General features: G+C 63.8%; 21 protein-coding genes. 10 read left to right on the top strand and 11 right to left on the bottom strand.

Annotated elements, in window-relative coordinates:
- Positions 1–12 precede the first annotated feature (12 nt).
- The 6 genes from ABIB78_RS11815 to urtA form a co-directional block, all read right to left on the bottom strand.
- The gene (locus ABIB78_RS11815; protein ID WP_429024409.1) at positions 13–849 is read right to left on the bottom strand and encodes an urease accessory protein UreD; all 837 of its coding nucleotides are present in this window, start codon (positions 847–849) and stop codon (positions 13–15) included.
- Positions 850–898: 49 nt separating this feature from the next.
- Positions 899–1,594, bottom strand: a complete 696-nt coding sequence (urtE, locus tag ABIB78_RS11810) for an urea ABC transporter ATP-binding subunit UrtE (protein ID WP_429024408.1) — start codon at positions 1,592–1,594, stop codon at positions 899–901.
- A gap of 4 nt (positions 1,595–1,598) precedes the next feature.
- Positions 1,599–2,360, bottom strand: coding sequence for an urea ABC transporter ATP-binding protein UrtD (gene urtD, locus ABIB78_RS11805; protein ID WP_429024407.1), 762 nt, complete (start codon positions 2,358–2,360; stop codon positions 1,599–1,601).
- Positions 2,361–2,364: 4 nt separating this feature from the next.
- A complete protein-coding gene (gene urtC, locus ABIB78_RS11800; RefSeq protein ID WP_429024406.1) occupies positions 2,365–3,534 on the bottom strand; it encodes an urea ABC transporter permease subunit UrtC in 1,170 nt (389 codons plus the stop codon).
- On the bottom strand, positions 3,531–5,129 hold the full coding sequence (urtB, locus tag ABIB78_RS11795) for an urea ABC transporter permease subunit UrtB (protein ID WP_429024518.1): 1,599 nt from the start codon (positions 5,127–5,129) through the stop codon (positions 3,531–3,533). Before urtB ends, urtC begins: the two co-directional genes overlap by 4 nt.
- Before the next feature lie 173 nt (positions 5,130–5,302).
- Entirely contained in the window at positions 5,303–6,631 is a 1,329-nt protein-coding gene (gene urtA / locus ABIB78_RS11790; protein ID WP_429024405.1) for an urea ABC transporter substrate-binding protein, read from the bottom strand.
- A gap of 531 nt (positions 6,632–7,162) precedes the next feature.
- Here urtA and ABIB78_RS11785 point away from each other — a divergent pair.
- From ABIB78_RS11785 to ABIB78_RS11775, 3 genes are all read left to right on the top strand, one after another.
- Positions 7,163–8,581 carry a DEAD/DEAH box helicase gene (locus tag ABIB78_RS11785; RefSeq protein WP_429024404.1) on the top strand — a complete coding sequence of 473 codons (1,419 nt, stop codon included), beginning with the start codon at positions 7,163–7,165 and terminating at the stop codon, positions 8,579–8,581.
- Between the two features lie 24 nt (positions 8,582–8,605).
- The gene (gene infA / locus ABIB78_RS11780; protein ID WP_016842649.1) at positions 8,606–8,899 is read left to right on the top strand and encodes a translation initiation factor IF-1; all 294 of its coding nucleotides are present in this window, start codon (positions 8,606–8,608) and stop codon (positions 8,897–8,899) included.
- Between the two features lie 267 nt (positions 8,900–9,166).
- A complete protein-coding gene (locus ABIB78_RS11775; RefSeq protein WP_016842648.1) occupies positions 9,167–9,379 on the top strand; it encodes a cold-shock protein in 213 nt (70 codons plus the stop codon).
- Positions 9,380–9,501: 122 nt separating this feature from the next.
- On the opposite strand, the gene ABIB78_RS11770 is transcribed toward ABIB78_RS11775, so the two are convergent.
- The 3 genes from ABIB78_RS11770 to ABIB78_RS11760 form a co-directional block, all read right to left on the bottom strand.
- Positions 9,502–10,131: a TadE/TadG family type IV pilus assembly protein gene (locus ABIB78_RS11770; RefSeq protein WP_429024403.1), complete on the bottom strand. Its 630-nt coding sequence runs from the start codon at positions 10,129–10,131 to the stop codon at positions 9,502–9,504.
- Positions 10,132–10,139: 8 nt separating this feature from the next.
- Positions 10,140–10,688, bottom strand: coding sequence for a TadE/TadG family type IV pilus assembly protein (locus ABIB78_RS11765; protein WP_429024402.1), 549 nt, complete (start codon positions 10,686–10,688; stop codon positions 10,140–10,142).
- Between the two features lie 171 nt (positions 10,689–10,859).
- A complete protein-coding gene (locus tag ABIB78_RS11760) occupies positions 10,860–11,366 on the bottom strand; it encodes a pilus assembly protein N-terminal domain-containing protein (protein WP_429024401.1) in 507 nt (168 codons plus the stop codon).
- A gap of 16 nt (positions 11,367–11,382) precedes the next feature.
- Between ABIB78_RS11760 and ABIB78_RS11755 the strand changes: the two genes are divergently transcribed.
- Positions 11,383–12,708, top strand: a complete 1,326-nt coding sequence (locus ABIB78_RS11755) for a phosphatase PAP2 family protein (RefSeq protein WP_429024400.1) — start codon at positions 11,383–11,385, stop codon at positions 12,706–12,708.
- Positions 12,709–12,808: 100 nt separating this feature from the next.
- Here the strand turns inward: ABIB78_RS11755 and ABIB78_RS11750 are convergent, their stop codons facing one another.
- Positions 12,809–14,254, bottom strand: a complete 1,446-nt coding sequence (locus tag ABIB78_RS11750) for a hypothetical protein (RefSeq protein WP_429024399.1) — start codon at positions 14,252–14,254, stop codon at positions 12,809–12,811.
- Positions 14,255–14,278: 24 nt separating this feature from the next.
- Complete coding sequence (locus ABIB78_RS11745; RefSeq protein WP_429024398.1) at positions 14,279–15,106, bottom strand: sterol desaturase family protein; 828 nt, start codon at positions 15,104–15,106, stop codon at positions 14,279–14,281.
- Positions 15,107–15,384: 278 nt separating this feature from the next.
- Here ABIB78_RS11745 and ABIB78_RS11740 point away from each other — a divergent pair, with 278 nt between their 5' ends.
- The 6 genes from ABIB78_RS11740 to ABIB78_RS11715 all read left to right on the top strand — a co-directional run bounded on the left by ABIB78_RS11740 (position 15,385) and on the right by ABIB78_RS11715 (position 20,679).
- Entirely contained in the window at positions 15,385–15,549 is a 165-nt protein-coding gene (locus ABIB78_RS11740) for a Flp family type IVb pilin (protein ID WP_021076848.1), read from the top strand.
- A gap of 170 nt (positions 15,550–15,719) precedes the next feature.
- A complete protein-coding gene (locus ABIB78_RS11735; RefSeq protein ID WP_429024397.1) occupies positions 15,720–16,244 on the top strand; it encodes an A24 family peptidase in 525 nt (174 codons plus the stop codon).
- Between the two features lie 127 nt (positions 16,245–16,371).
- Positions 16,372–17,166, top strand: a complete 795-nt coding sequence (gene cpaB / locus ABIB78_RS11730; RefSeq protein ID WP_429024396.1) for a Flp pilus assembly protein CpaB — start codon at positions 16,372–16,374, stop codon at positions 17,164–17,166.
- A gap of 2 nt (positions 17,167–17,168) precedes the next feature.
- On the top strand, positions 17,169–18,653 hold the full coding sequence (locus ABIB78_RS11725) for a type II and III secretion system protein family protein (protein WP_429024395.1): 1,485 nt from the start codon (positions 17,169–17,171) through the stop codon (positions 18,651–18,653).
- An 8-nt stretch (positions 18,654–18,661) separates the two neighbouring features.
- The gene (locus ABIB78_RS11720; RefSeq protein ID WP_429024394.1) at positions 18,662–19,414 is read left to right on the top strand and encodes a CpaD family pilus assembly protein; all 753 of its coding nucleotides are present in this window, start codon (positions 18,662–18,664) and stop codon (positions 19,412–19,414) included.
- Complete coding sequence (locus ABIB78_RS11715; RefSeq protein WP_018269598.1) at positions 19,411–20,679, top strand: AAA family ATPase; 1,269 nt, start codon at positions 19,411–19,413, stop codon at positions 20,677–20,679. The genes ABIB78_RS11720 and ABIB78_RS11715 overlap by 4 nt, the downstream gene beginning before the upstream one ends.
- Positions 20,680–20,697 lie beyond the last annotated feature (18 nt).

Raw genomic sequence — 20,697 nt, 5'->3', positions numbered from 1 at the left:
GTTTGGAAATGTCTAGTTGAGCCACAGCCGCGGCAGCGGGACAGCGGAGGCGCGGCGGAGCACAGTCGTCATGTCGGCGCGCAGCCGGGCGGCATCTTGGGCACAGAAGCGTGCCATTGCAAAGCCATTCCAGGCGGACAGGCCGACTTCGCCGCCGAAGCTATCGGACGCCTCGCGGATGCGTTCGACCAGCGCCTCATCGCCCGGCACGATCAGCGCAGTGCCGATCGCGCCTCCTCCATTAGCGATCGCAGGCCTGGCAAGCTTCTCGCCGATCTCGCCGTCGAGCCTGATCGTCTCGGCAAACACCAGCCGGCCGCCGCGCCGCATCCGCCAGCGATCGACGAATTCGCCGTGACGCATGGTCTCGCCCATCGCGGCGCGGCCGAACACCACGATCTCGCACAGCAAAAGCGAAGCGCCCTCGGCAAGGTCGATGTCGAAGCGGCGATGAATACGGGCACGGTCAAACAGGATGGTCTCCTGTGGCAGCCAGGAGAAATGCGCTCCGTCAGCGACCTTCAGCTCGATGTCGAGCCGCGCCGCGGCGCCGGGGGCACGATAGACCTTTTCCGCCGCCGCCGTGGTCAACGTCAGGCGGGCGCCCTCGCCGGCCGCGATCGCAATGTCGAAGCGATCCCCGCCGGCAATACCGCCGGCGGTGTTGACGAACATGGCCGACAGGCCGTTGTCCTCCGGCGACGGGAAACGGACGCGCAGCGAGCCTGACTCATGCAGGTCACCGCGGCGAGTGGCGCCATCCCTGAGATGCACGCCGAACCGAACCGAACCCTGGGCGCGGTTTGCCGCAAACGTCGCCGCTGCCGCGCCTGCGGTCCCGGTCCGCATTCCCCGACGCTCCCTTACGCACGCCGCGCGCAACGGCGTGGCATCCTGTTCACAGCGCCATCTGGCGGCTGATCTCGGCGGGATCGAGGCTTGCGCGGTCGCAAGCATATTTCACCGCACCCCGGTCCATCACGGCAAAACTGTCGCCGAGTTCGCAGGCAAAGTCGAGATATTGTTCGACCAGCACGATTGCGATGTTGCCGAGGTTGCGCAAATAGGAAATGGCGCGGCCGATATCCTTGATGATCGAGGGCTGGATGCCTTCGGTTGGCTCATCGAGCAGCAGGAGTTTTGGCCGCATCACCAGCGCGCGGCCGATCGCTAGCTGCTGCTGCTGGCCGCCGGAGAGGTCGCCGCCGCGGCGGCCCAGCATGGTCTGAAGCACCGGAAACAGCGAGAACACATCATCGGGGATGTTGCGGTCCTCGCGCTTCAGCGGGCCGAAGCCAGTCTTGAGGTTTTCCTCCACGGTCAGCAGCGGGAAAATCTCGCGGCCCTGCGGCACGAAGCCGATGCCGCACCGCGCCCGCTCATAGGGCCTCAGCGCGGTGATGTCCTTGCCGTCGAAATTGATCGCGCCAGACGCGATCGGATACTGGCCGACCATGGCGCGCAGCAGCGAGGTCTTGCCGACGCCGTTGCGGCCGAGCACGCAGGTGACTTTGCCCGGCTCGGCGGTCAGCGAGACGCCACGCAGCGCCTGCGCCGCACCGTAATAGAGATTGATGTTGTCGATCTTCAGCATCGCCCTAGCGCCCCAGATACACTTCGACCACCCGCTCGTTCGACGACACCTGATCGATCGAACCTTCGGCGAGCACCGAGCCCTCGTGCAGGCAGGTCACCTTGACGCCGAGCTCGCGCACGAAGGTCATGTCGTGCTCGACCACCATGATGGTGTGGTTCCGGTTGATCTCCTTCAGGAGCTCCGCAGTCAGATGGGTCTCGACGTCGGTCATGCCGGCGACCGGCTCGTCGACCAGCAGCACCTTCGGGTCCTGCGCCAGCAGCATGCCGATCTCGAGCCACTGCTTCTGGCCGTGCGACAGACTGCCGGCAAGGCGGTTGCGCGCATCGGTCAGGCGGATGGTCTCCAGCACCTTGTCGATGCCCTCGGACTCGGCCTTGCTGCCGCGCCAGAACAGCGTGCCGCGCACGGAATGATCGACATTGAGCGCGAGCAGCAGGTTGTCGTGCACGGTCTGGCTCTCGAACACCGTCGGCTTCTGGAATTTGCGGCCGATGCCGAGTTCGGCGATGCGGGTCTCGTCGAGCCGGGTCAGGTCGACGGTGCCGTCGAACAGCACGGTGCCCTCGTCCGGCTTGGTCTTGCCGGTGATGATGTCCATCATCGTGGTCTTGCCGGCGCCGTTCGGGCCGATGATGGCGCGCATCTCGCCGGGCTCGAGCGCCAGCGACAGGTTGTTGATGGCGTGGAAGCCATCGAACGAGACGTGCACGCCGTCGAGATAGAGCATGGCCGAAGTGGCGCGGGTATCCATGACGTTCATCTGCCTACTCCGCCGGATTCGGTGCGCCAACGCCGTCTTCGCGCGCGGCGCTTGCCCTGTCGACCGCAAGGGCCGCGTTACGCCGCGTCTCCCACCAGCTGTTGAAGGTGCCGACGATGCCCTTGGGCAACAGCAGCGTGACCAGGATGAACATCGCGCCCAGCATGAACAGCCAGTACGGCGCGAGCGGCCCCGAGGTGAAGAACGTCTTGGCGTAGTTGACGACGACGGCACCGAGCGCGGCACCGATCAGCGTGCCGCGACCACCGACCGCGACCCAGATCACCGCCTCGATCGAGTTGGCGGGCGCGAACTCGCTCGGATTGATGATGCCGACCTGCGGCACATAGAGCGCGCCGGCGACGCCGGCCATGCAGGCCGACAGCGTGAACACGAACAGCTTGTAGGATTCGACGCGATAGCCGAGGAAGCGGGTGCGGCTTTCGGCATCGCGCACTGCGATCAGGACCTTGCCGAGCTTCGAGGTCACGATCGCGCGGCAGATCAGGAAAGCGATGATCAGCGCGAGGCAACTCAGCAGGAACAGCGCGGCGCGGGTTCCTTCGGCCTGCACGTTGAAGCCAAGGATGTCCTTGAAGTCGGTCAGGCCGTTGTTGCCGCCGAAGCCGAAATCGTTGCGGAAGAACGCCAGCAGCAGCGCATAGGTCATGGCCTGCGTGATGATCGACAGATACACGCCGGTGACACGCGAGCGGAAGGCGAGCCAGCCGAAACAGAAGGCGAGCAGGCCCGGCACCAGCAGCACCATCAATGCGGCGAAGGCGAACTTGTCGAAGCCGTACCAGTACCAGGGCAGCTTGTCCCAGTTCAGGAACACCATGAAGTCGGGCAGGATCGAGTTGCCATAGACGCCGCGGCTGCCGATCTGCCGCATCAGGTACATGCCCATCGCGTAGCCGCCGAGCGCGAAGAATGCGCCATGGCCAAGCGAGAGGATGCCGCAATAGCCCCAGATCAGGTCGATCGAGAGCGCGAGGATGGCGTAGCAGACATACTTGCCCCACAGCGCCACCAGATAGGTCGGCACCTGGAACATCGAGCCCTGCGGCAACAGCAGGTTCGACAACGGGATCAGCACGCCGACCGCGGCGACGATCAGCACGAACGCGGTCGCGGCGCGGTCGAGCGAACGGGTGAGGAGGTGCGGCGTCATGCTTCCACCGCCCGACCCTTGAGCGCGAACAGACCGCGCGGCCGCTTCTGGATGAACAGGATGATCAGGACCAGGATCGCGATCTTGCCGAGCACCGCGCCCGCCATCGGCTCGAGGAACTTGTTGGCGATGCCGAGCGTGAAGGCGCCGACCAGCGTGCCCCAGAGATTGCCGACGCCGCCGAACACCACGACCATGAAAGAGTCGATGATGTAGCTCTGGCCGAGGTTCGGGCTGACATTGTCGATCTGTGATAACGCCACTCCGGCAATGCCGGCGATCCCCGAGCCGAGGCCGAAGGTCAGCGCATCGACGCGCGAGGTGGCGATCCCCATCGAGGCCGCCATGCGGCGGTTCTGCGTCACCGCACGCATCTCGAGCCCGAGTGCTGTGTAGCGTAGCATCGCGAGCAGGATGGCGAACACCGCGAGCGTAAAGCAGAGGATCCAGAGCCGGTTATAGGTGATTGTGATCTGGCCGAGCTCGAAAGCGCCGCTCATCCAGGAGGGGTTGCCGACCTCGCGGTTAGTCGGGCCGAACGCGGTGCGCACCGCCTGCTGCAACACCAGCGACAGGCCCCAGGTCGCGAGCAGCGTCTCCAGCGGACGGCCGTAGAGGAAGCGGATGATGGTGCGCTCGATCACGACGCCGATCAGGCCCGCGACCAGGAAGGCGAGCGGCACCGCAATCAGCAGCGAATAGTCGAACAGCGCGGGATAGCGCGTGCGGATCACCTCCTGCACCACGAAGGTGGTGTAGGCGCCTAGCATCACCATCTCGCCATGCGCCATGTTGATGACGCCCATCACGCCGAAGGTGATGGCAAGCCCGATCGCGGCGAGCAGCAGCACCGAGCCGAGCGACAGGCCGTACCAGGCATTCTGCACCATCGACCACATCGCAAGATTGCTCTGGATCGAGGTGACCGCGGTTGCCGCCGCTTTGGCAACCAGCGGCGGCTGGTCGCCGAGCCCGGTGAGCAGCGCCAGCGCCTCTTGGTCGCCGCGGGCCTTGAGCACGGCGACGGCGTCGAGCTTGTCGCTGTCAGATGCATCCGGCTTGAACAGGATGATGGCGGCGCGTCCCTCGGCGAAAGCCTGCTTGATCGATTTGACACTCTCCTTGGCGAGCGCGCCCTCCACGGTCGGCAGCAGATTCTCCTCGTGGCTCTTGAACACCGATTGCGCAGCCGCGAGCCGCTTGGCCGGGTCCGGCGACAGCAGCGTGAGGCCGCCGAGCGCGGCGTCCACGGTGCGGCGCAGGCGATTGTTGAGGCGAACGGCGGCGGCATTGTCGGGCAGCTTGTCGACGGCAGCGCCGGTCGTGGCGTCGATGATCTTGCCGTCGGCCTGCGTGATGAAGACCTTCTTGCTGTCCGGATCCGCCGACAGCCGGCCATCCTGCAGCGCGGCGATGATGGGCGAGGCGAGCGCATTGCCCGATGTGGCAACCTCGCCGATCGCAGCCTCGGTGTCGGAGAACTCGTCATTGGCGAATTTGGCGACCGAATCCTCGAACGGGCCGGCCAGCGCCGGCACAGCAAGGCAGCTCAGCAGCAGGATCGAGAGAAGAAACAGAGTGCGAAAGCGATCAATACAATTGGCGAACACGTGAATAACCCCGGCAGGAGTGTGGGGAGAAGGCGGCGAACGGTGCCGCCTTCTCCGGTTTTGGAAGGTTGTGTTGTGTCGTTGTTGAAGTCAGGTGTCTTGTTTGAGCGTGATCTTTTCGGAAAACCGCTTCGCACTTTTCCGGATCAAGCTCAGTATCAGGAGCCCTGGCCGCCGCACTTGTTGGTCTTGGTGTTGTAGTTGCCGCATTTCTTGCCGACCCAATCGCCGATCAGGTCCTTGGAGCCCTCGAGCTCCTTCGACCAGGCGTCGCCGGCCACCAGGCCCGGGGTCTTCCAGACCACGTCGAACTGGCCGTTGCCCTTGATCTCGCCGATGAACACCGGCTTGGTGATGTGGTGGTTCGGCAGCATCTTCGACACGCCGCCGGTCAGGTTCGGCGCCTCGGTGCCGGGAAGCGCGTCGATCACCTTGTCCGGATCGGTCGACTTCACCTTCTCGACCGCCTTCACCCACATGTTGAAGCCAATGTAGTGCGCTTCCATCGGATCGTTGGTCACGCGCTTCGGATTCTTGGTGTAGGCCTGCCACTCCTTGATGAACTTCTCGTTCGCCGGGGTCTTGATCGACTCGAAGTAGTTCCAGGCGGCGAGATGGCCGAGCAGCGGCTTGGTGTCGATGCCGGCGAGCTCTTCTTCACCGACCGAGAACGCGACCACCGGAATGTCGGTCGCCTTGATGCCCTGGTTACCCAGCTCCTTGTAGAACGGGACGTTGGCGTCGCCGTTGATGGTGGAGACCACGGCGGTCTTCTTGCCGGCCGAGCCGAACTTCTTGATGTCGGCCACGATCGTCTGCCAGTCGGAATGACCGAACGGCGTGTAGTTGATCATGATGTCTTCCGGGGCAACGCCCTTCGACTTCAGATACGCCTCCAGGATCTTGTTGGTGGTGCGCGGATAGACGTAGTCGGTGCCGGCCAGCACCCAGCGCTTCACCTTCTCGTCCTTCATCAGATAGTCGACGGCGGGGATCGCCTGCTGGTTCGGCGCAGCACCCGTGTAGAACACGTTGCGCTCGGATTCCTCGCCCTCATACTGCACCGGATAGAACAGGATGTTGTTCAGCTCCTTGAACACCGGCAGCACGGACTTGCGCGACACCGAGGTCCAGCAGCCGAACACGACCGCAACCTTGTCCTTGGTGATCAGCTCGCGGGCCTTTTCGGCAAACAGCGGCCAGTTCGATGCGGGGTCGACCACGACGGCCTCGAGCTTCTTGCCGAGTACGCCGCCCTTCTTGTTCTGCTCGTCGATCAGGAAAAGGATCGTGTCCTTCAGCGTGGTTTCGCTGATGGCCATGGTGCCCGACAGCGAGTGAAGAATACCAATCTTGATGGTGTCGTCGGCCGCTTGGGCGGGCGCGAACGGCGAGGACGCAGCCAGACCCAAAACCAGGCCGGCGGTCGCCGCGAGCGCGCGGCGGCGGGTCATCGTCGTTATTTTGTGAGTAAGCTGAGTAAGCATGAAATGTCGTCTCCCTGACGCAGGCGTGGAACGCTTGCGAACGGCCGCTTGGCCGCCTGCGGTTAAGGGAATCGCAAGAACTGTGCCACGGTGCATTGGCACCGTAAGCTGATGAACCAGCTGGATAATTTCGCGAGTTCCGGGCAAATACGGAGAGCGACTGCCCAATCATTGAGCCGTCAATTTGACTGCCGAAAGAGCAATCAGGTTATTTTGTAGGCAAAATCGCCGTCTTGGCTAAATTTCCGGCACCGATTTGTGACAATTTGCGCGAGCGTTCGGCGAAGTTCGGGCGCCGATCCAGCAATCTTACCTTGAAACCGCCCTGTTCCTGGTCCATATCCTCGCCATGCCCGCGACATCGCGGTGCCTTCGCGAGCTGCGTGTTCAAGCTGCCCCAAGCGGCTTCTGGCTCGCCTTTCAGCTAACCCAGCTTGACGCCCCAGACACGCGGGTGTCCCCGAATGCCTCCATGCGATTCCGGCCGATACTGGCCGGGACGATGACGGCTTTTATGGAAAGAACCACCTTTTGACCTCCTTTCAGGATTTCGGCCTCGCCGATCCCATCGCCCGCGCGCTTCGAGAAGAAAACTATCTCACGCCGACCCCCATTCAAGCCCAGACCATCCCGCTCGCACTTGCCGGCCGCGACGTCGTCGGCATCGCCCAGACCGGAACCGGCAAGACCGCGTCCTTCGCGCTGCCGATCCTGCACCGGCTGCTCGAGAACCGCATCCGCCCGCAGCCCAAGAGCTGCCGCGTGCTGGTGCTCTCGCCGACCCGCGAACTGTCCGGACAGATCCTCGACAGCTTCAACACCTATGGCCGCCACGTCCGGCTGTCCTCGACGCTCGCCATCGGCGGCGTGCCGATGGGCCGCCAGGTCCGTTCCCTGATGCAGGGCGTCGAGGTGCTGGTCGCCACCCCCGGCCGCCTGCTCGATCTCGTGCAGAGCAACGGGCTGAAGCTCAACCAGGTCGAGTTCCTGGTGCTCGATGAAGCCGACCGCATGCTCGACATGGGCTTCATCAACGACATCCGCAAAATCGTCGCCAAGCTGCCGATCCGGCGGCAGACGCTGTTCTTCTCGGCCACCATGCCCAAGGACATCGCCGAGCTCGCCGAGGCGATGCTGCGCGACCCCGCCCGCGTGGCGGTGACGCCGGTGGCCTCTACGGTGGATCGCATCGCACAGCGCGCGATCCAGGTCGATTTCGCGGCCAAGCCGGCGGTTCTCGCCCAGCTTCTGAAGCAGGAGGCGGTCAATCGTGCCCTGGTGTTTACCCGCACCAAGCACGGCGCCGACAAGGTGGTGAAGAGCCTTGCCAAGGCCGGCATCGAGGCCAATGCGATCCACGGCAACAAGTCGCAGAACCACCGCGAGCGCACGCTGGCGGCGTTCCGTACCGGCGAGATCCGTACGCTGGTGGCGACCGACATCGCCGCCCGCGGCATCGACGTCGACGGCATCAGCCACGTCGTGAACTTCGACCTGCCCAACATTCCGGAAACCTACGTCCACCGCATCGGCCGCACGGCGCGCGCCGGCGCCGATGGGGTCGCGATCTCGCTGATCGCCGGCGCCGAGGAGATGGGCTATTTGCGCGATATCGAGCGGCTGATCCGCATTACCGTGCCGCGGGAAGACCGCCGCACGCAGGGTAGCCGCGAAGCTGCAGCGCCCGCGCAGGCCCCCCATCCGCACCGAGGCGGCCGCTCTGCGCCGCGCGCGCATAATGTCCGTGGGAATGAGGCCGCTCCGAGTGCAAAAGGGCCTCGCCGCCGCCGCCGTCCAGGTGGTAATAATGGCGCGCCGCAGACGAGCCGGGGCGAGTCGCCACGTCCGTCGCAGGCCGGCAACAGCGAAGGCATCCAGGGCGTCGCCTTCTTGCATCGCGAGAGCCGGCCGAATCCGCAACACAACCGCAACAACCGACCGAAGCACTAGCCGTCGCTCGATCTGGAGAAACATATGGCTAAGGAAGAGCTGATCCAGTTCGAAGGACTGGTGACCGAAATCCTCCCCGACGCTCGCTACCGGGTGCAACTCGACGCCGGACACGAGATCGTCGCCTACACCGCCGGCAAGATGAAGAAAAACCGCATCAAGACGCTGGCCGGCGACCGCGTGACGATCGAAATGTCGCCCTACGATCTCGAAAAGGGCCGCCTGATCTTCCGTCACAAGGACGAACGTCCGAGCGGCGCTCCCGGCGGCCCGCCGCGGGGCGGAGCGCAGCGCGGCGGCCAGTTCCGCCGGCGATAGCGCGGCATTGCAACTGTTGCGCGCACGACGTCCTGATGTCCTGCGCAGCACTTGGCCGGCGGCTGCGCCGGCCAAAAAATCGCGCACGTCAGGATTGTTTTGAGCCCTTCTATCGAATAATATCCTACCCATCGATTTTCGGCCGGACGACATTAGCCAATACCGGTACAGCCGGTTCAGACGCTGACGACCCTTCCAAAAATTCGATCTCACCACCCCGCCGATCAGCGGGTCTTGAACTTGTATATCTGAGAAGGGACTACCCACGTGAGCATGGGAACCGTGAAGTGGTTTAACGCGACCAAGGGCTACGGCTTCATCCAGCCGGATGAAGGCGGGAACGACGTGTTCGTGCACATCAGTGCAGTCGAGCGCGCCGGCCTTGGCACTCTGCGTGAAGGCCAGAAGATCTCCTACGAGATCGTGGCTGACCGCCGTTCCGGCAAATCCTCGGCCGACAATCTGCGCGCCGCCGGATAAGCCGATTTCCCGGGAGCGCAGCTCCAGGAAATTGTCGTTAAAGCATCAAGGGCCGCACCTTCGGGTGCGGCCCTTTTTGTCTGGATCGCGAGTTGTCAGGATCCCGAGTTCTGCGCAATGGCCTAGTAGGTCGAGCAACTCGTAGGCATGGTGGCCGTCGTCGGGGCGTAGTACACACAAAGCGACTGCCGCGGCCTCGTAAACGCGACATCGCCGAGATTAATGCCGCCCTTGGCCATCACATAGCCGACCGTCGGAACGTATTTGTAGCTGACTTCGCTGAAGATCAGATAGGTGCCCGCAACCAGCAGCGCCGGCGGAACGACGCTTGTCACGATGTCGCCCTGACTACGGGTCGACGCCGTCAGCGTCGCCTGCGTGGCGCCCGAGGCGATCACCCCCGCCTTGCTCCACTGTATCTTGGCGATGTTCGAGGCATTGACGTAGATCTCCGACAACGTGACTTTGGTCGGTGTAGGATCGTAGGGCGTCATGATGCCGACGCTGGCACTGAAGAAGTTCTGGAGGTCGGCGTCCACCACCTGGGTCGCCTGCGAGGTCAGATCTGATGCGGCGCGCGCCATCAGCGTGACCTTGCGGTCGACCGCGACGCCGGATGAAAACTCGACGGTGCCGAAGAACATCACCAGCATCAGCGGCAGGATGAAAGCGAACTCGACGGCGGCAAGGCCCCGACGGTCCTGCCCGAGGGTCGCAACGGATCGCAGCAAAAACGCGGGCATGGTTTTCATGACTTTGCTCATGAGCATGTTGTGCCGGCGGTTCCGGAGGGCTCGTTCTTGAACGTCGCGGTCGCGATCAGGAGCCGCTTGCCGTTGGTGAGGTAGGTGGAGCTGAAAAGCTTGGTGACAAACAGCGGCCACTGATAGAACAGCCGCACCACCACAACGTCGCTGTCCTTGCCGGGACACCATTTCACCTGGCTGGGATCAGTTATCGGCAGGAGGTTAACGTTGGCAAAACCCGTCGCGGGATAGCTGCGGACGTCGACGTATATGCCGTTGGTGCAATCAAACAGCGCGTTGACCCGGCCGCAGACGTATTTCTTGAAGTCGTCCTGGGTATAACTTGCCCCCTGGGCCTGACCGGTCATGACCATGCGCGAGGAATCCTGCGTCACCGTCTCGAGCACCTGGCTGGCAAAGAAGATCATTGCCACCTCAATGATCGCAAACAGCAGTCCGAAAAACAGCGGCGCGACCATCGCGAATTCGACCGCGGTCGCGCCACGGCGGTTTCGGTGAAAGCGACGGAGGAGACTCGCGAAAGAATGAGCGGGCAGCGGCATCAACGACCCCGGATCAACATGGCGGCAACAACTACCCAAGACTCATTGTCGAAGTATTTCGCCGGATCGAGACAGAGCGACCCGATCCGTTAGGTCCTTCTTAACCATGTCGGGTGAACGGCCCGCGGTCAGCGGCGGCCCCGGCGTGCGAAATGCCGGAGCGGACACGCGTTAGTTCTGCGGCTTCCCGGCCGCGCCCGAGCCGGAAGCCTGGCTGTTGAGCGAACCGGCCTGGCCCATCGTCGCGTTGAAGTAGCTCTCGCCGTCACCGAGAGTGACACGGCGCTGACAGACCGGCATGCAGCTGTAGGTCTCGCGATCGATGCCGCGATAGACGGTGACAAGCTGGTCGGTCGGACCTTCAACCTGGATTTGGCGATCCACCAGCACCTGGCCGGTGCGGTCGAGCGCAATGAAGTTGGTCGCGCCATAGCCCTTGCCGGTCACGACGACAACCCCGCCGTTCTGCAGGGTGACGTCGGCGATCAGGGGATTGCCGACCACGATCGTGGCGATGCCGCCGGGCAGCTTGACGAGCTTGGCCTGATCGACATTGACCGCGATCCTGTCGGGATCCGGCGCAGCCGTTGCGAGCGCGGGCCCCAGCAGCATGGCTGCGGCCAGCGAGATGATTCCAATGCGCGTAACGGCGCGAACACGTTGGGACTGAAATGACATACTCTACCCCGGGACGTTGACGAGCCGGCAAAGGCGATACGCAGCGGACCGGCGCCCGACGCAGGCAAATCTGACGGCAATTCATTTAAGAAGAGCAAAAATCGACGGCCGAATTGCGCGGATGTCTCGACTTCCCGATCGGACAAGCCAGACGGTCCTGACGGCCGAGCACATCGGCGGCGTTCCATCGCGCCGCCCAATCCGCGATTATAGCAATCTTAAGAGTCTCCAAGCAGTTTCTGCGCCAGCCACAACCGCGGGGCAGCACGTGTCGTCGATATCAAGAATCGAGAGGCGCGCCGTCAATTCCGGCGTGCGCGACCTGATTGTCGACCCGATTCGGATCCGTGACGCTGCGGCGCGCTGGTTGATGTTCAGCGACTTTGGTGACGCCGCGCAGCGTCACATGGCGATCGTCTGGTCCTGCATCTTCGCATGCACCCTTGCCGACATGATCTGGCTGCCGAACTCCGGCCTTTCGTTCGCGCCCTCGAACTGGATCACCATCCTACAGTGCGTCGCATATTACGGTCTTGCGGTAGCATTCATCGCCATTGCCTCCAATCGGCTTGGGGCCGACCTGCGACGCCCGGCCGTCATGTTGCGGCGGGGCCTGTTTGCGACCGAGTTGTTCTGGCGCGCGTTCCTGCCGATCAGCGCGCTTCTGACCGCGGGCAGCACCCTCAGCTACCTGATCGCAGCATCGAAGCTGCCGCTCAGAGACGACGTTCTGGCGGGCGTCGATCATCTGATCGGCTTCGACTGGCCGAGCTTCCTGGCTGCGACAAATTCGAACTCGCTCGTCGCGACGCTGCTGACGACGGCCTACCAAAGCACCGGTCTGCTGTCCCAGGTGGTCCTGGTGTGGCTCATCCTGCAACGCCGTGGCGACAGGCTCGCGGAATTCATCGCGGTGCTCAGCCTGAGCGCGGTCGCGCTGTGCATCGGCATGTGGTTGATCCTGGCCGCGGGGGCGTTCGCCTATTTCAATCCCGCCCGGCACAGCTACGAGAACTTTGCAGCGTTCGGCGAAATGTGGACGTTTGGTCGAACCTTCTCGATGTTGCGAGACGGATCGCTCTCGGTGGTCGACCTGTCAGCAGTCGATGGCATCGTCAGCTTTCCCTCGTTTCACACGATGCTCGGCGTCATGACGACCTATGCAGCGCGTGACACGCGCTGGCTCGTCATTCCGGCGTTCGTCGTGAATGCGACGATGATCGTGGCGACGATGCCCGTGGGAGGTCATCACCTCGCCGACGTGCTGGCCGGCGGCGGTCTGACCATTGCAGCCATCCTGGTGGTTCGTCGCTCTGCCAGGCCCTCCGTCCGTACGACCTAGGGCCACAATCGCGGTATCCCGTCCCGGCTGACGGCACGGACGGCCCGCCGCCGAACCAGGCGCTCGCCGCGGCGATCGGCGTTACGTGGCCGCAACGACTTCAGCTGTCGGCGCGGACGTGAACCACCACGCGCTCGTCGGCATAGAGACGCTGCCATCCTCCGATGTGATCCAGCAATTTGGAGGCCGGCGTGGTCGGATCAAGCATCACCGCATCGATGTCGTTGGTCTTGAGAAGATTGAGAAAGCCGTTGACGTCCTTGAGCTGAAGCGCGCGGGAAAAGGTCACCCCGAACGTCTCACCGTAGAGCTCGGCGCGCCCGTCGATGAACACCGGCATCTGGCGCCAGATCAGATAGCCGCCGAACTGCAGGTCGTTGAGCACGCGCTTGACGTTATGCGCCTTCATCGCGTCAACGGCGGAAGCCGGTGAATAGATCGGCGGAGGCGATATGACCTGGCGCGCCGCAACGACCGAGGTCCACGCGCAAAGCCCGGCGATAAGGATCGCTGCCGGAGCGACCTTCAAGCGGATGGCGCCAGTGGCCTGCAACCCGAACTGGGTTGCGACCGGCGTGAGCACCGCTAAAGGCAACAGCAGGGCGAAGAGCTCGACATTTCTGGCATGGGACAGCGCCATGTGCAGCAAACCGAGCACCAGGACGATCCGCGGCAGTGGCAGTTTCACCCTGTAATGGAGCGTTGCACCAATCAGGCCGAGGATGGATAGCCCGAACGCATCGACCTGACCGAAATTCGCCGGCATCCACTCCGAGATGAGATGCAGCAATTCACCGAGGCCGAGAATCCTGAGCGAGGCCAGGATCGAGCCCCATCCATAGGGGGTCACGCAGCACGCTGCCAACGCGCCGATACCGAACGCCACCCAGTGCAGCGCCAGCGACAGCCTCTGGGCCGGCAGAGCATTCCACATCGCATCGAGCGCAAATGCGCCAACCAGCACCAGGCCGAATAGGAAGCCACCGTGTAGATTGGCCCACAGCGCGATCAGCGGCAGCAGCCAGAACGAGGGTGCCTCGCGTCGTTCACTGGCGGTCATCAGGCCGTTCGCCCAAATGATCATGACGGGCATCACCAGCACATGCGGGCGGGCCAGAAGGTGTCCGCAGGTCAGAACCAGCGCCGCAAGGGCGATCAGGCTCGCGTAGATCGCCGGCAGCGCGCGGCTGAGGATGGCGGTGAGCAGCGCGAAGGTCGCCGCGCTGCAGGCCGCGGCCAGCGCCGCAGGCCCGGTCCATCCGGCAAGATCATAGGCCTTCGCGAACAGGACCTGCGCCAGCCAGGACGACGACACCCACGGCTCGCCAGCCTTGGTGAACGAATAGATGTCGGCCGACGGCAGCGCATAGTGGTCGAGGATCCAGCGGCCGACGGCAATCTGCCAGTAGGTGTCGGGATCGGCGAGCAGCCTGCCGCCGACAGTCAGCAGCAGCGCATAGACGCCGCACGCCATCCAGAACCAGGCCGGGATCTCGGCGAAGGCAAAGGCTTTCGCCCGCGGGAAGGTCGCGGTCTCAGTACTCATGATTGCACCGGCCGGCCAACGGGGTCATTGCCGGAACGGATAGGCCAACTGTCCGCCGATCTCGGTCGGCACGCCCTGCTCGGCGTCGACACCGTAATCTTCCGGAAGCTTGCCTTCGGGCATGCGGAACGTCCCGAACAGGATGTCCCAGAGCGGAAAGGTGCCCGCGAAATTGGTGTCGCCACCCTCCTCGAGCCCGGTGTGATGCCAGCGGTGAAACACCGGCGTCGCGATCACGTATTTGAACGGACCGAGCGTCCAGTTCAGGTTGGCGTGCACGAAGGCCGAGTGGAATGTGGTGAACGGCCCGACCCACAGCATGATGTTCGGCGAGATGCCCGCCATCAGCAGGATGACATCGACAGAGATCGTGCCGACCAGAAGATTGACCGGATGGAAACGCGCCGCCGAGATCCACTCGAGATCCTCGGACGAGTGATGAATGGCGTGATACTTCCAGAAGCCGCCGCCGTGGAACATCCGATGCAGCCAGTACAGCATGAAATCGGAGCCGACCAGGAAGATGATCGACTGCAGCCAGAGCGGAAGCTGCGCCAGAGGGCCATGTCCGTTCTCGTAGAACGCGATCAGATCGTCGGCGCCGTGAACGTTGAACACCACGCCTGCGCCCACCACCAGCAGCCCGATGCGCAGCACGCGGGCGAACACCGGCACGAAGAACCAGTAGCAGATGTCGGTGACCAACTCACGCTTCTGCCACCACGGCTTGGCGGGATTGCAGGCCCAGAAGTGGGTGAGCACCGCGAAGAACAGCGCCAGCGCGATCGTGATCGGCAGCACCTTCATCATCGTCTGGCCGATCATCTCGATGACTTCAATGGAAAGGGACATGACGGCCTCACTTGACGGAAGCCCATGGGTACAGATGTGCGCTTAAGGAGCCATGAACAGGCGTTGATTGCGGGCCGCGGCAACAATCTGCAATTTTGGTAAGCCGCTTAATGCCAAATTTACTGTGCGCAACAACTGCGGGTTCCCGCTGTGTTTATACGATCAAATTAACTGCGCCGAAATTGTCGCACCTTAGGGTGCCGCAATGGTCACGGTGCTGAGAACGCCGGCAAGACCAAATCAAGTTCGACCAGCCACGTGTACACAGGAGTGATTTTATGAAGAACCTCGTTTCGCGCTTCGTGAAGGACGAATCGGGCGCGACCGCCATCGAATACGGCCTGATCGCCACCGGCATCGCCATCGCGATCATCGCTGCGGTCAACGGCGTCGGCAAGAACCTCTCTGGCACCTTCAGCACGATCGCCGGTTCGCTGAAGTAAGCCGCTCCGACGAATTCGCATCAAAGGTCCCGGCAACCCCGGGACCTTTGCTATTTGGCGGACAGGCCATCGGCGCTTCGATTGCGGCCATGGCGGCCCTTTCCCGATTGTTCACCATTGGCCGCTAGCGTCGGGTCTCGACCGCAGTTCCAGCTTGACGGCATGAATCCATGATCCTCGATATCGCGCGCTTGATGCTGTTTCCGGCCCTGATGGCCTTCGCGGCGGCGAGCGATCTGCTGACCATGACGATCCCGAACCGGATCTCACTGGCGCTGGCGGCCGGCTTCTTCATCCTCGCGCCGCTGACCGGGATGGGCGTCCACGAGATCCTCAGCCATTCCGGCGCAGGCGCGCTGGTTCTGGTGGTGGCGTTCGGCATGTTTGCGATGGGCTGGGTTGGTGGCGGAGACGCCAAGGTCGCGGCCGCAGCCGGTCTGTGGTTCGGGTTCGAGCATCTGCTTCCCTATCTGGTGTTCGCATCGCTGTTCGGCGGCGCGCTGACCGTGCTGCTGCTGCAGCTCCGGCAGTGGCCCCTGCCCTACCCGCTTGCGTCCCAGGCCTGGTTGAGCCGCCTGCACGACAAGCAGACCGGAATCCCCTACGGCATCGCACTCGCCCTCGGCGCCCTCTTGATCTATCCCGAGACGGACTGGATCAAGACGATCGATCTCGCGCACTTCACTATGCGCTGAGAAAGCAGCGGTAACCGCGCGTTAAGGCGATTTAGATACGCCTCATTAACCATGCTTTGACGAATAGCTGGTCAACTCCCATCACGGCGGCGTCAGCGTCGCGGCGTCATGTGGAAAGTGAAGCGTAATGGATAAGGCCCGCATTCTGGTCCTGGCTATCGCAGGCTGCGCCGGCCTTGCCGCGCTCTATTTGGCGAGCGGAAGCGACGACAAGCCGGCGCCTGCTCCGCCCGTCGCACAGCTGCCCACCGTCGACATCCTGGTCGCACGCACCGACATCGGCCTCGGCCAGGCCGTGAAGCCCGACGACGTGCAATGGCAGACATGGCCGGCGGCAACCGCCAGTGCCAGCTTCATGCGCAAGGACAGCAGCGCCGACGCCATCAGGGACGTCACCGGCTCGATCGCGCGGGCCCCGTTCATCCAGGGCGAGCCGATTCGCGAGCAGAAGCTCGTCAAGGCTGACGGAAGCGGCTTCATGGCTGCGATCCTGCCGACCGGCATGCGGGCGGTATCGACCGAAATCTCGCCCGAGACCGGCGCCGGCGGCTTCATCCTGCCGAATGACCGGGTCGATGTCCTGCTGTCAAAGCGGGACAAGAATCCGGAACGCAACGGCGCCGACATCGTCAACTCCGAAGTCATCCTGACCAATGTCCGCGTGCTCGCGATCGACCAGGCGCCGAAGGAGAAGGACGGCACCAACGCACTGATCGGCAAGACGGTGACGTTGGAGTTGAAGCCCGAACAGACCGAGACGCTGGCGCGCGCACGCCAGAGCGGCGTCCTGTCACTGGCGCTGCGCAGCATCGCCGACAACAACGCGCCCGAGGGCAGGACCGACGACAACCACCAGAAGCGCGGTGAGACGATCAACGTCATCCGGTTTGGCGTTGCCAACCAGGCAACGATGCAGAAGTGACCATGAGGACACACGTGATGAAGGGCGGGGCAACTCAACGGACGATGCGAGCCTTCACGGTCCGCGCATTGTCGTTCTCGGCCGTCGCGGCGCTCACGCTCAACCCGGCGCTGACGCCGGTGATGGCGAGCGACTACCGTGCCGCGCCGGCTCCTGCCTCGGCCGACGGCCAGCTGAACGCTCGTTTTCTCGCACTCGGCGTCGGTAAGTCGGTCGTGATCGATCTGCCCCGGGATATCAAGGACGTGCTGGTCGCCGATCCCAAGATCGCCAACGCCGTGGTTCGGTCGGCGCAACGCGCCTACATCATCGGCGCGACGGTCGGCCAGACCAACATCGTGTTCTTCGATGCCGCCGGCCAGCAGATCGCGGCCTATGACATCGCCGTCAAGCGCGACCTCAACGGCGTGCGGGCCGCGCTGCGCGCGGCGATGCCGAATTCCGATATCCAGATCGAGGGCGTCGGCGATGGCGTCGTGCTGACCGGAAGTGCGGCGACCCCGGTCGAGGCGCAGCAGGCCGGCGAGATCGCCACGCGGCTGGTCGGCGGCCCCGACAAGGTCGTGAACTCCATCGCGGTTCGCGGCCGCGACCAGGTGATGCTGAAGGTCACGGTTGCCGAAGTCTCCCGCAGCCTGGTCAAGCAGCTCGGCATCGACCTTACCGCAAACCTCAATTACGGCACGGCCGTGGTGAAGTTCACCAACACCAACCCGTTCACGGCGAACAGCGCGGCGTTGGTGCCCACCAACGCCCTCACGACATCGTTCGGTGCGGCTCCATCGGTGTCGGCGACGCTACGCGCCATGGAAAGCGCCGGCGTCGTGCGGACGCTCGCCGAACCGAACCTGACCGCGATCTCCGGCGAATCGGCGACCTTCATCTCGGGCGGCGAGTTTCCAATTCCGACCGGCGTAACCTGTCAGACCTCGACGTCGGGCGCGATCGGAAATTGCGTCCAGACCGTTAGCTTCAAGAAATTCGGCATTTCGCTCAATTTCACGCCGGTGGTGCTGACCGAGGGACGGATCAGCCTGCGGGTGATGACGGAAGTGTCGGAAGTCTCGACCGAGAACGCGCTGACAGGCGGCGCAGGTGGGACGACGATCCCTTCGATCAAGACCCGCCGCGCTGAGACCACGCTGGAAATTCCCTCGGGCGGCTCGATGGCCATGGCCGGCCTGATCCAGGACCAGACCAAGCAGGCGATCAATGGCCTTCCAGGGCTGGCGTCGCTGCCGGTGCTCGGCACCCTGTTCCGCAGCCGCGACTTCGTCAACAACCAGACGGAAATGATGGTGCTGGTTACGCCCTATGTCGTTCGCGCGGTGGCGCAGAAGGACCTGTCGCGTCCGGATGACGGTTTCGCCAACGCGTCCGATCCGCAGGCCGACCTGCTGGGCAGCATCAATCGCGTCTACGGCGTGCCTGGCCGCATCGAGCCGGCGCGGAATTACCGCGGCACTTACGGCTTCATTACCGACTGAGGCGGACGATGACACAGACCACATCCAGGACACCCGCCGAATACAAGCGCGCCTTCGGTCTTGCCGGAGCGCTCGTCGGCCTTGCCGTGACGCTGGGCGCCTGCCAGCACGCCGCCGACAACAGTTTCGCGATGGTGAACGCGCCGGCCGACTATCGCCAGCGCCATCCGATCGCGGTCACCGAGGCTGATCGTTCGATCGTGGTCTTCGTCGGCCGCAGCCGCGGCGGCCTGACTGCGGAGCAGCGCGCCGAGGTGATAGGCATGGCGCAGGACTGGATGCGCGAGGGAACCGGCGCCGTCACCATCGACGTCCCTGCCGACACGCCGAACGCACGGCCCGCGCAGGAATCGTTGCGCGAGATCCAGGCGACCTTCACCGCCGCCGGCGTGCCGCCGCGCGGGATTCTTGTTCGTAAATACCACCCCGAGGATCCGCGGCAGATGGCTGCGATCCGCGTGAACTATCCAAAGATGAAAGCGGTCGCCGGGCCGTGCGGCCTCTGGCCGGAAGATCTCGGCCCGTCGATCCACAACGAGTCCTACATCGAGAACAAGCAGTATTACAATTTCGGCTGCGCCAATCAGCGCAACCTCGCCGCCATGGTTGAAGACCCGACCGACCTCGTGCAGCCGCGCGCGGAAACCCCTGCCTACACGTCGCGTCGTAATATCGCCTTCGAGAAGTATCGCAAGGGCACGACCACCGCCACGACTTATCCCGAGTCCGACAGGGCCAAGCTAAGCGACACAGGAAAATGATCACCTACGCGCAGCAAAACTCCGAAGAGCAGACGGACGCCCCGCCGCAGGCCGTGGACGACCATATTGCTCCGGCGCCGCGGGTTTCGGTCCAGGCGTTCTGCGAAACGGTCGAGACCGCCGCCGCCGTGCAGTCGGCCGGCGAGGATCGCCGGCTGGCCAAGGCACACCTCAAGATCCAGATGGGCGGCATGGCAGCGGCCATCGAGGCCTATCGCTCGGCGCCGACGCCCAACGTCATCATCCTCGAAACCGAAGGTCGCGGCGACATCCTGGCCGGCCTCGATCAGCTTGCCACGGTGTGCGACGCCGGCACCCGGGTGGTCGTGATCGGCCGGGTCAACGACGTCACGCTGTATCGCGAGCTGGTGCGGCGCGGCGTCAGCGACTACGTGATTGCGCCGGCGCATGCGATCGACGTGGTGCGCGCGGTCTGCAATCTGTTCTCGGCGCCGGAAGCCAAGGCGGTCGGCCGCATCGTCGCCGTCGTCGGCGCGAAGGGCGGCGTCGGCGCCTCGACGATCGCCCACAATGTCGCCTGGGCGATCGCCCGCGATCTGGCGCTTGATTCCGTGGTCGCCGACCTCGACCTCGCGTTCGGTACCGCCGGCCTCAACTACAACCAGGATCCGGCGCAAGGCATCGCGGATGCCGTGTTCTCGCCGGACCGCGTCGATACCGCCTTCGTCGACCGCCTGCTGTCGAAATGCACCGACCATCTGAGCCTGCTGGCGGCGCCGGCGACGCTCGACAAGGTCTACGATTTCGGCGCCGAAGCGTTCGATGCGATCTTCGATACGCTGCGCACCACGATGCCCTGCATCGTGCTCGACGTGCCGCACCAATGGTCCGGCTGGACCAAGCGCGCGTTGATCGCGGCCGACGACATCCTGATCGTGGCGGCACCCGACCTCGCCAATCTGCGCAACGCCAAGAACATGTTCGACCTCCTGAAGGCGTCCCGGCCCAACGACCGCGCGCCCTTGTATTGCCTGAACCAGGTCGGCGTGCCGAAGCGACCGGAGATCGCGGCGGGCGAATTCGCCAAGGCGATCGAAAGCCAGCCGATCGCCGCGATCCCGTTCGATCCGCAGATATTCGGTTCGGCCGCCAACAACGGCCAGATGATCGCGGAAATTTCCGCCAATCATCGCGCGGTCGAGATGTTCCTGCAGATGGCGCAGCGGCTGACAGGCCGCGGCGAGACCAAGAAGCCGAGGGGGTCCTTCCTGTCGCCCCTGCTCGAAAAGCTGCGGTCCAAATAGTGGTCCGCGTGGAGTCAA

The sequence above is a fragment of the Bradyrhizobium sp. I1.14.4 genome (genome assembly GCF_050435825.1).
GTDB lineage: Bacteria > Pseudomonadota > Alphaproteobacteria > Rhizobiales > Xanthobacteraceae > Bradyrhizobium.
Note: the sequence above shows the minus strand (reverse complement) of the source record. Positions and strands in the feature narration are given on the sequence as shown.

Coding starts and splice junctions, on each gene's coding strand:
- ABIB78_RS11815 (WP_429024409.1), bottom strand. CDS start 849: ATGCGGACCGGGACCGCAGGCGCGGCAGCGGCGACGTTTGCGGCAAAC.
- cpaB (WP_429024396.1), top strand. CDS start 16,372: ATGGATAAGGCCCGCATTCTGGTCCTGGCTATCGCAGGCTGCGCCGGC.
- ABIB78_RS11715 (WP_018269598.1), top strand. CDS start 19,411: ATGATCACCTACGCGCAGCAAAACTCCGAAGAGCAGACGGACGCCCCG.
- urtC (WP_429024406.1), bottom strand. CDS start 3,534: ATGACGCCGCACCTCCTCACCCGTTCGCTCGACCGCGCCGCGACCGCG.
- urtE (WP_429024408.1), bottom strand. CDS start 1,594: ATGCTGAAGATCGACAACATCAATCTCTATTACGGTGCGGCGCAGGCG.
- ABIB78_RS11735 (WP_429024397.1), top strand. CDS start 15,720: ATGATCCTCGATATCGCGCGCTTGATGCTGTTTCCGGCCCTGATGGCC.
- ABIB78_RS11770 (WP_429024403.1), bottom strand. CDS start 10,131: ATGAAAACCATGCCCGCGTTTTTGCTGCGATCCGTTGCGACCCTCGGG.
- infA (WP_016842649.1), top strand. CDS start 8,606: ATGGCTAAGGAAGAGCTGATCCAGTTCGAAGGACTGGTGACCGAAATC.
- ABIB78_RS11725 (WP_429024395.1), top strand. CDS start 17,169: ATGAGGACACACGTGATGAAGGGCGGGGCAACTCAACGGACGATGCGA.
- ABIB78_RS11720 (WP_429024394.1), top strand. CDS start 18,662: ATGACACAGACCACATCCAGGACACCCGCCGAATACAAGCGCGCCTTC.
- urtD (WP_429024407.1), bottom strand. CDS start 2,360: ATGAACGTCATGGATACCCGCGCCACTTCGGCCATGCTCTATCTCGAC.
- urtA (WP_429024405.1), bottom strand. CDS start 6,631: ATGCTTACTCAGCTTACTCACAAAATAACGACGATGACCCGCCGCCGC.
- ABIB78_RS11760 (WP_429024401.1), bottom strand. CDS start 11,366: ATGTCATTTCAGTCCCAACGTGTTCGCGCCGTTACGCGCATTGGAATC.
- ABIB78_RS11740 (WP_021076848.1), top strand. CDS start 15,385: ATGAAGAACCTCGTTTCGCGCTTCGTGAAGGACGAATCGGGCGCGACC.
- ABIB78_RS11765 (WP_429024402.1), bottom strand. CDS start 10,688: ATGCCGCTGCCCGCTCATTCTTTCGCGAGTCTCCTCCGTCGCTTTCAC.
- ABIB78_RS11745 (WP_429024398.1), bottom strand. CDS start 15,106: ATGTCCCTTTCCATTGAAGTCATCGAGATGATCGGCCAGACGATGATG.
- ABIB78_RS11750 (WP_429024399.1), bottom strand. CDS start 14,254: ATGAGTACTGAGACCGCGACCTTCCCGCGGGCGAAAGCCTTTGCCTTC.